7 protein-coding genes and 2 pseudogenes are annotated in these 9027 nt (G+C 69.5%); 2 read left to right on the top strand and 7 right to left on the bottom strand.

Annotated elements, in window-relative coordinates; all coding sequences use genetic code 11:
- Nucleotides 1–899: serine/threonine-protein kinase (locus A5706_RS18360; protein ID WP_156767212.1), on the bottom strand; the 899-nt coding region annotated here is incomplete at its 3' end.
- Nucleotides 900–978: 79 nt separating this feature from the next.
- Nucleotides 979–1674, bottom strand: a pseudogene (locus tag A5706_RS18355) (peptidylprolyl isomerase); the annotation flags it as partial.
- Nucleotides 1675–1909: 235 nt separating this feature from the next.
- Here A5706_RS18355 and A5706_RS18350 point away from each other — a divergent pair.
- Nucleotides 1910–2437 carry a peptidylprolyl isomerase gene (locus tag A5706_RS18350; protein ID WP_197517884.1) on the top strand — a complete coding sequence of 176 codons (528 nt, stop codon included), beginning with the start codon at nt 1910–1912 and terminating at the stop codon, nt 2435–2437.
- A gap of 59 nt (nt 2438–2496) precedes the next feature.
- Complete coding sequence (locus tag A5706_RS18345) at nt 2497–2865, top strand: hypothetical protein (RefSeq protein WP_068133334.1); 369 nt, start codon at nt 2497–2499, stop codon at nt 2863–2865.
- Here the strand turns inward: A5706_RS18345 and A5706_RS18340 are convergent.
- The 5 genes and pseudogenes from A5706_RS18340 to A5706_RS18320 all read right to left on the bottom strand — a co-directional run.
- Entirely contained in the window at nt 2862–5222 is a 2361-nt protein-coding gene (locus A5706_RS18340) for a bifunctional (p)ppGpp synthetase/guanosine-3',5'-bis(diphosphate) 3'-pyrophosphohydrolase (RefSeq protein ID WP_068133343.1), read from the bottom strand. The two genes, A5706_RS18345 and A5706_RS18340, sit on opposite strands and share 4 nt — an antisense overlap.
- A 62-nt stretch (nt 5223–5284) precedes the next feature.
- Complete coding sequence (locus A5706_RS18335; protein ID WP_068133337.1) at nt 5285–5791, bottom strand: adenine phosphoribosyltransferase; 507 nt, start codon at nt 5789–5791, stop codon at nt 5285–5287.
- A gap of 31 nt (nt 5792–5822) precedes the next feature.
- Nucleotides 5823–7481, bottom strand: coding sequence for an ABC transporter substrate-binding protein (locus tag A5706_RS18330; protein WP_068133331.1), 1659 nt, complete (start codon nt 7479–7481; stop codon nt 5823–5825).
- 5 nt (nt 7482–7486) lie between these two features.
- A complete protein-coding gene (gene secF, locus A5706_RS18325) occupies nt 7487–8737 on the bottom strand; it encodes a protein translocase subunit SecF (RefSeq protein ID WP_068133326.1) in 1251 nt (416 codons plus the stop codon).
- Between the two features lie 3 nt (nt 8738–8740).
- Nucleotides 8741–9027 (bottom strand): annotated as a pseudogene (locus A5706_RS18320) (protein translocase subunit SecD); the annotation flags it as partial.

Here is a 9027-nt window from a genome sequence, read left to right as displayed (position 1 = left end):
GTCTTCAGCTTGTCGACCGAAATCCCCTCGCGGCCGAGCGCTTTCTTGATCGCGTTGGCGGGCTGGGCAGCGGCGGCGCCGATGAGCGCCGCGCGGGCCGCCTCGGCGAGCTCCATCGCCGACTGGTAGCGGGCGTTGACGTCCTTCGCCATTCCCCGCGCGATCACCTCGTCGAAGGCCGGCGGTATGTCGGGGGCCATGATGGACGCCCGCGGCGGCGGCGTGTTCACGTGCGCGTTGAGCTGTTCCTCGAGGGTGCCGCCGGGGAAGGGCCGGCTTCCGGTGAGGCACTCGTATAGCACGCAGGCCAACGAGTACACGTCGGCGCGGTGATCCGTTGTCCCCCTGAATCTTTCGGGCGCCAGGTATGCCACGGTGCCCATCGTGGCGCCGGTGTTGGTCAGCGCGGTGTCGGTCTGTGCGCGGGCGAGGCCGAAATCGATCAGGTAGACGAAGTTCTGCGCGTTGGTCACCAGGATGTTGGTGGGCTTGATGTCGCGGTGGATCAGCCCCACCCGGTGGGCACTGTCCAGCGCGGCCGCGGTTTGTTCGATCACCGAAACCGTGCGCTCGGGGGACAGCCGCCCGCCGCATTCGGCGATGTACTGCGACAGGTCGCGGCCCTCGATCAGACGCATGTCGACGTAGAGCCGGCCATCGATCTCGCCATAGCCGTGGATCGGCACGACGTGTGGGTCGTTGAGGCTCGCCGCGATGCGCGCCTCCCGGCGGAAACGCTGCTGAAAGTCCTGATCCTCGGCCAGATGCGGGGGGAGCACCTTGAGGGCGACCACCCGATCCGTGGTTTCGTCGTAGGCGCGGTACACGCGCCCCATGCCGCCGCGGCCCAACAACTCCACGATCTGGTAGTGGCCGAATGACTCCGGATCCAGATTCACCCCACGAACCATAAACGGTGGATCAGGCGAGACTGGCGATTCTCACCAATCCGCCGCCGGTGTTGCGCGGGGTCCGGGCCTAGTCGAGCAGCAGCGACTTGATGGTGACTTCGCTGGCCGGGGCCCCGTCCTCGCCGCCGCCGGCGACGCCCGCCTTGGCGATCTTGTCCAGGACGGCCAGCCCGTCGGCCTGGATGGTGCCGAAGACGGTGTACTGCGGCGGCAGCTGCGAGTCCTTGTAGACCATGAAGAACTGGCTGCCGTTGGTGCCGGGTCCGGCGTTGGCCATGGCCAGGGTGCCGCGCGGATAGACGACCGGCTGCTGCGCCTTGGGGTCGTTGGGCGGGTACTGGTCGGTCGGGTACTCGTTGGCGAACTCGTAGCCGGGGCCGCCGGTGCCGTCACCCTTGGGGTCGCCGCATTGCAGGACGCCGAGCGTGTCCGACGTGGTCAGCCGGTGGCATTTGGTGCCGTCGAAGTATTTCTGGCCGATGAGGCTGGCGAAACTGTTGACCGTGCAAGGCGATTCGTTGTTGGCCAGCATCAGCCCGATGTTGCCCTGACTGGTCGCCATGCTCGCGCTCACCTGGGCCGGGTCGGTCGGGACCTTGCCGGTCCGCGGCGGCTTGACCTGTTTGGCGGCCGCGTCCGACGACGCCGGGTACTGGCAGTTGGCGCCCAGGTTGGCCGACGGCTTGAACGGCGGCAACGGCGGAACGCCCGGCGTCGGTCCGGGCGCCGTGCTGTCCGGGGAGCTGCTGGCGGCGGTGGTGCTGGTTGGCGCGGTGGTGACCCAGAGCCACGGCTCGACCAACAACGCGTCGCCCACCCCGAGCCGCGCCAGGGTGCCCGCCCGGCCCGGGTCGGCCCCCGGACCCGCCTCCGCGACCCCCGCGGGCGTGCCGCCGCTGCCGGCGTTCGCGCCGCCGCCCGATATCGGCGCGAACTGCCAGTACCAGCCGTCGCCCGATCCAGCCAGCAAGGCCGCCACGCTGCCCCCGTCCGGCCGGGTGTCCACCGAGCCGGCCCCGATCCACGCCGTCATCTCGACGAACTTCGGTGACATCGGCGTGCAGCTCGCCAATAACGAATCCCCCTGCGCGGTGAACAGTTTCACCAGCCTGGCGAAGCAGGGGTTTTACGACAACACGATCTGCGGGCGGATGATCGATGAGCCGGAGGGCGGGACGCTGCTGTTCGGCGGCCCCGATGCCGACGGCGGCGGCGGCGCCGGTTACGAGTTCGCCGACGAGTACCCCACCAACCAGTACAAGGCCGACGACCCGGCGCTCAAGGCGACCGTGATCTATCCGCGGGGGACTATGGCGTTGGCCACCAACGGGCCCAACACCAACGGAAGCCAGTTCTTCCTGGTGTTCCGGGACGCCGAGATCGAGCCGACGTCCACGGTGTTCGGTTCCGTCGACGAGGCCGGCCTGGCGACGCTCGACAAGATCGCCAAGGTCGGCGTGGCCGGCAACCGCACCAGGGGCATGCCCACGAGCACCGTCACGATCACCTCGGTGCAGGTGGGCTAGACGGGATCACATCGGGTACTCCAGGGCTTCCGGGATAGTCCCGGTACCAGGAGGGTGTGATGGCGACCAGTAGCGCCGTGGAGATCCGGTTCGGTGCACCGGAAAACGTGTTGGAAGTTCAGGTGGGCACAGTCGAAGTCGACGTGCCAAGGTCGATCGGCTATTTCGGCGGCCTGGTGGTGGCCACCGGGCTGGGCCTGGTCGAGCCGCCGCTGGCGCTGTTCATCGCGGCGGTCCCGGTCTTCAAGGTGTTGACGAACACCGCGCTGCCCAAGGCGGTTCGCGTCGTCGGTGAGGTGCTCGAGGGGGCGGCCAAACCGGTCGGCAGCGACGCGGAGGGCGTGATCGTGCTGGAGGACGAGCAACAGTCCCACACCACGGTTGTACATCTGCCGGCGCTGCGCAAGCGGTCGGCCAGCCGCCGCTAAGCGGCTGACGTCACGCGATAAACGTCGTACACGCCCTCGACGTTGCGCACGACGTTGAGCAGGTGGCCCAAATGCTTGGGGTCGCCCATTTCGAAGGTGAACCGGCTGATCGCCACGCGGTCGCCAGAGGTGGTGACAGACGCCGACAGGATGTTGACCTTCTCGTCGGCGAGCACCCGGGTGATGTCCGAGAGCAACCGGTGCCGGTCGAGCGCCTCGACCTGGATGGCCACCAGGAACACCGAGGACGCCGACGGCGCCCAGAGCACCTCGATGATGCGCTCGGCCTGCTGCTGCAGCGACGCGGCGTTGGTGCAGTCTGTGCGGTGCACGCTGACCCCGCCGCCGCGGGTGACGAACCCCATGATCTGGTCGCCGGGCACCGGCGTGCAGCACTTGGCCAGCTTGGTCAGCACGCCGGGGGCGCCGGGGACGGAGACGCCGACGTCGTCGCTGCTGCGCGGGCGACGCAGCATGGTGGTCGGCGTGGACCGCTCGGCGAGTTCCTCCTCGGCCTGGTCGATGCCGCCGAGCTCGGCCAGCAGCCGCTGCACGACGTGGCGGGCCGACACGTGCCCCTCACCGATCGCGGTGTAGAGCGCGGACACATCGGCGTAGTGCAGCTCGCGGGCGACCGCGGCCATCGACTCGCCATTCACCAAGCGCTGCAACGGAAGTCCGCCGCGGCGCACCTCGCGCGCCATCGCGTCCTTGCCGGCCTCGAGCGCCTCCTCGCGGCGCTCCTTGGCGAACCACTGGCGGATCTTCGTCTTGGCGCGCGGGGACACCACGAACTGCTGCCAGTCCCGCGACGGCCCCGCGTTGGGCGCCTTGGACGTGAAAACCTCGACGACTTCGCCGTTTTCGAGCTTGCGTTCGAGCGCGACCAGGCGGCCGTTCACCCGGGCGCCGATGCAGCGGTGCCCGACCTCGGTGTGCACGGCGTACGCGAAGTCCACCGGCGTCGACCCGGTCGGCAGCGTGATGACGTCGCCCTTGGGGGTGAACACGAAGATCTCCTGGACGGCAAGGTCATAGCGGAGCGACTCCAGGAACTCGCCGGGGTCGGCCGCCTCCCGTTGCCAGTCGAGCAGCTGGCGCATCCAGGCCATGTCGTCGATCTCGGCGGCGGCGTGCGGATGCGGAACTCCGTTGCGGCCCTTGGCTTCCTTGTAGCGCCAGTGCGCGGCGATGCCGTATTCGGCGGTGCGGTGCATGTCACGGGTGCGGATCTGCACCTCCAGCGGCTTGCCCTCCGGCCCGACGACGGTGGTGTGCAGCGACTGATACACCCCGTAGCGCGGCTGGGCGATGTAGTCCTTGAACCGGCCCGCCATCGGCTGCCACAGCGAGTGGACCACGCCGACGGCTGCGTAGCAGTCCCGGATCTCGTCGCACAGGATGCGGATGCCGACCAGGTCGTGGATGTCGTCGAAGTCGCGGCCCTTGACGATCATTTTCTGATAGATCGACCAGTAGTGCTTGGGGCGGCCCTCGACAGTCGCCTTGATCTTCGACGCACCCAGCGTGTTTACGATCTCGGTGCGGACCTTGGCCAGGTACGTGTCGCGCGACGGCGCGCGCCCGGCGACCAGCCGCACGATCTCCTCGTACTTCTTGGGATGCAGGATCGCGAACGACAGGTCTTCCAGCTCCCACTTGACGCTGGCCATGCCCAGCCGATGGGCAAGGGGCGCAATGACTTCCAGCGTCTCGCGGGCCTTGCGGGCCTGCTTCTCCGGCGGCAGGAACCGCATGGTGCGCATGTTGTGCAGCCGGTCGGCGACCTTGATCACCAGCACCCGGGGGTCGCGGGCCATGGCGGTGATCATCTTGCGGATGGTCTCGCCCTCGGCGGCGCTGCCCAGCACGACGCGGTCCAGCTTGGTCACGCCGTCGACGAGGTGGCCCACCTCTTCGCCGAACTCCTCGGACAGCTGCTCCAGCGTGTAGCCCGTGTCCTCGACGGTGTCGTGCAGCAGCGCGGCCACCAAAGTGGTGGTGTCCATGCCCAACTCGGCCAGGATGTTGGCGACGGCCAGCGGGTGGGTGATGTAGGGGTCACCGGAGTGGCGCAACTGCGTGGCGTGCCGCTCGTCGGCGACCTCGAACGCGCGCTGCAGCAGCTGCAGGTTCGCCTTGGGATAGATCTCCCGGTGCACCGCCACCAGCGGCTCGAGCACGGGGTTCAGCGTGCTGCGCTGGGCGGTCATCCGCCGCGCCAGCCGGGCCCGGACCCGGCGCGACGCGCTGCTGGTGGTCTTCAGCGTCTCGGTCGGCGCCTCCGATGGCTCGACGACCGGCGTCTCTTCGATCCGCGGCGCGACGGCCTGCGTCGTGCTCTGGTCGTCCGCCACGATTGTCACCTCCGACGTCGAGGATATCTCCAAAGTCCGATCTCCCGGCCCTGTCGAGTGTGTTAGGCCCTGCTCAGGCTGTGCACCGGCAGCGGCGCGACGGCCTCCCGACCGCCCAGCTCGACGAGTTCCACCACCACCGCGGCCGCGGTCACGTGCGCCCCGGCGCGCTCCAGCAGCCGGGCGGCCGCGCCGAGGGTGCCGCCGGTGGCCAGCACGTCGTCGATGACGACAACGTCGCGGCCGCGCAAATCGATCCCGTCGGCCGGGATCTCCAGGGTGGCGGTGCCGTACTCCAGGTCGTACTGCTCGGCGTGCACCGGCGGCGGCAGCTTGCCGGCCTTGCGGATGGCCAGCACACCGGTGCCCAGCCGGCCGGCGACGGCCGCGGCGACCAGGAACCCGCGCGAGTCGATGCCGGCCACCAGGTCGGCGCTCGACGCGATCTCGGCCAGCGCGTCGACGACCGCGTTCATCCCGTCCCGGTCGGCGAACAGCGGGGTCAGATCCTTGAACTGCACTCCGGGCTGGGGAAAGTCGGCGACGTCCCGCGTCAGCGACGCGATCATCTGGGCGACCGGAACGCCCGTCACTCGAGCCTCACTGTATTAAGGCCCATCGATCCATGTTCCAGCCGGCTCCCCACCGGGTCGGGTTCCTGCTCACGGCGTACATCTTCTTCGATGTCAGCAGCGTGCGCTGCTGCCGGTACAGCGGCAGGGTCGGCATGTCGGCCCACAGCGGCGGGGCCGCCTGCGCCAGCAGCCGGACCCGCTCGGCCGGGTCGGCCGACACCGCCAGCGCGCTGATCGCGGCGTCGACCTGGGGATTGTTGTAGCCGGACAGGTTGTTGCCGTTGCCGCTGTGCAGCGCGTAGGCGTCCATCGCCGACGACCCGGTCGACCCGCTGCCGGTGGCCCCGCCGGTGCTGGCCAGCAGGACGTCGATCTTGCCGTCCCGCAGCGCCTGGGGTCCGGAGCTGTCCAGCGGGACGCTGGTGACGGTGATGCCGGCCGGCTCACAGGACTTGGTGATCGACCCGACGGTCACCGCCAGCCGCGCGTTGGGCCCCTGGTAGCCGATCCGCACCGGCTGCGGCGCGCCGCCGAGGGCCTCGCGGGCGGCGGCGGGGTCGGCCCTGCCGAACGGACCGGCCTCGGCGGCGCCCTCACCGGCCGCGATGGCGTCCTCGGTGGCGGGCTGTAGGCGGGAATTGGCGACCGGCACCCCGGCGTCGTGCGCGATCGTGTCGCGCGGCGTGCACAACGCGAATGCGCGCCGGACCTTGGGCTGCGCCAGCGGTCCCTGCGGCGCGAAGATCAACTGCTCGATGCCATCCGACGGCGCATCGGAACGCTCGTAGTTGTCGGGGGTGGCCAGCGCGCCGGAGGAACCGGCCGCGACGTCGACGACGTCGACGCTGCGGTTGTTGACCCGGTCCTGGATGTCGGGTCCCTGCGGCCAGACGGTGATCCGCTTGGTGACCGCCTTGGGTCCCCACCATCGGTCGTTGGCGACGAGCACCACCGCGCCGCCGTCCAGGACTCGCTCGATCTTGTACGGGCCCGACGACGGGAAGCGCTTGAGGTCGACACCTGGCTTGAGGTCCCAGCCGGTGTTCCACAGCTTGGCGATCTGCGCCACCACGGGCCCGTTGTTGCTCAGCAGCGCCGCGGTCACGTCCACGTTGAGCTGATCGGCGATCACGTGCGAAGGCATGATCGTGGTCGCGGCGAACAGCTGCGCATAGTCGACGACGGCGCGGTCCGGGACGAAGGATACCCGGGCCTTCTTCTGGCCCGGGATGCACTCGACGTTGGCGATGTCGACATAGCCGGCCTGGCTGGCGGCGTCGAAGCCGGGGAACCGGCCGGACTGGGCCGCCCACGCCAGCACTAGGTCGTCGCAGGTCACCGGCTTGCCGTCGCTGTAGACGGCGTTGTCGGCGATCTGGTAGTCGAGGACCAGCGGCGAACCCCCCACCACCGAGACGGAGCCGAAGTCGCGGTCGGCAACGACCTGCCCGTCGGGACCGTGATAGCCGAAGCCGGTCAGCGTGCGGGCGAACGCCTGCGCCCCCGCCGACGCGGCGCCGGCGACGGTGTTGGTGTTATAGCTGACCAGCGGGCCGTCGACCACGTAGTCGACGTTGGAGGCGGCGCTGCCCGAGCACCCGGCCAACGCGAACGCCGCCAGCATCATGCCGGCCAACGAAGCCGCCGCGGTCCCCCTCAGGTTCCCCCGGTCGGCCCGCAACATCTGGCTTACCGTCGGCCCGCGTTTCGCTTGCCGGTCGGGCGCCGGGTCCCGGTGGGGCGCACCGGGCGCGCGCCGGGGGCCGGCTTGCTCGGCGCGGGCTTGGCGGGCGCCTCGGGGGCGTCTTTAGCCGTGGCCGCCTCTGTAGCCTCGGCCTCCTCGGTCGCCTCCGTCGGCTCTTCGGCGGCCGACTCGGAGATCTCGACGGCCGACTCGTCGGCGCGCGCACGCCGCTTGAGGACCCGGCGGGTGTGGGTGCGCACCAGCTCGGTGCGTTCGCGCAGGGTGACCAGCAGCGGGGTGGCGAAGAAGATCGACGAGTAGGTGCCGACCAGGATGCCGACCAGCTGGACCAGCGCCAGGTCCTTCAGCGTGCCGACGCCCAGCAGCCACACCGCCACGACCATCAGCGCCAGCACCGGCAGCACGCTGATCAGGCTGGTGTTGATCGAGCGCATGAACGTCTGGTTGATCGCCAGGTTGGCGTGCTCGGCGAAGGTGCGCCGGTTGGTGTGCTGGAAGTCGCGGGTGTTCTCCTCGACCTTGTCGAACACGATGACGGTGTCGTACAGCGAGAAACCCAGGATGGTCAGCAGCCCGATGACCGTGGCCGGGCTGACCTCGAAGCCGACCAGTGAATACACGCCGGCGGTGACGGTCAGGTCGAACACCATGGTGGTCAGCGCGGAGATCGCCATGTAGCGCTCGTAGCGGATGGTGATGTACAGGCTGACCAGCGCCAGGAACACCACCAGCGCGATCAGCGCCTTCTTGGTGATCTGGTCACCCCAGGTCTCCGACACCGCCGAGTCGCTGATGGCGTTCTTGCTCGGCTTGCCGTCGTTGCCCTTCGGCTGGAAGGCGTCGAACAGGGCGTTGCGCAGCTTGGTGGTCTGGTCGTTGGTCAGCGTCTCCGAGCGGATCTGCACGGTCGCCGACGCGCCGTTGCCGACGATCACCACCGACTCCGGGTCCTTGCCGATGGCCTTCCGGAAGACGTCGGACACCTGCGCGGTCTGGGCGGTCCCCCGCGGCATCGACACGGTCGTGCCGCCCTTGAAGTCGATCCCGAAGGTGAAGCCGCGCAGCACGATGCTGATCAGCGCGACCGCGACGATCGCGCCGCTGATCCCGTACCACAGTCGGCGGCGCCCGATCACCTCGAACGCGCCCGTGCCGGTGTAGAGCCGGGAAATGAAGCTGTGGTGCGGCAACTGGGCGCTGTCGGTCAGCGCGGTCGCATCCTTGGCGGCACTCATGCGCTATCCCCGTCCCGTCTTCACATCCGCCGCGGCCCGACGTTCCCGCGCGACCTGCTGCACGGCGCCCAGGCCGTTGTACGCCGGCTTGGCCAGCGTCGTGGACTGCGACGCCAGGTAGACCAGCGGCCAGGTCACCAGGAACACCACCACGGTGTCCAGCAGCGTGGTGAGGCCCAACGTGAAGGCGAAGCCCCGCACCTGGCCGATGGCCAACGCGTAGAGCACCGCGGCGGCCAGGAAGGTGACGGCGTTGCCCGACAGGATCGTCCTCCGCGCCCGCACCCACC

The sequence above is a fragment of the Mycobacterium sp. E796 genome, from assembly GCF_001672815.1.
Lineage (GTDB): Bacteria > Actinomycetota > Actinomycetes > Mycobacteriales > Mycobacteriaceae > Mycobacterium.
This window is presented reverse-complemented; position numbering and strand designations above follow the sequence as displayed.

Coding starts and splice junctions, on each gene's coding strand:
- A5706_RS18345 (WP_068133334.1), top strand. CDS start 2,497: ATGGCGACCAGTAGCGCCGTGGAGATCCGGTTCGGTGCACCGGAAAAC.
- A5706_RS18335 (WP_068133337.1), bottom strand. CDS start 5,791: ATGATCGCGTCGCTGACGCGGGACGTCGCCGACTTTCCCCAGCCCGGA.
- A5706_RS18330 (WP_068133331.1), bottom strand. CDS start 7,481: ATGTTGCGGGCCGACCGGGGGAACCTGAGGGGGACCGCGGCGGCTTCG.
- secF (WP_068133326.1), bottom strand. CDS start 8,737: ATGAGTGCCGCCAAGGATGCGACCGCGCTGACCGACAGCGCCCAGTTG.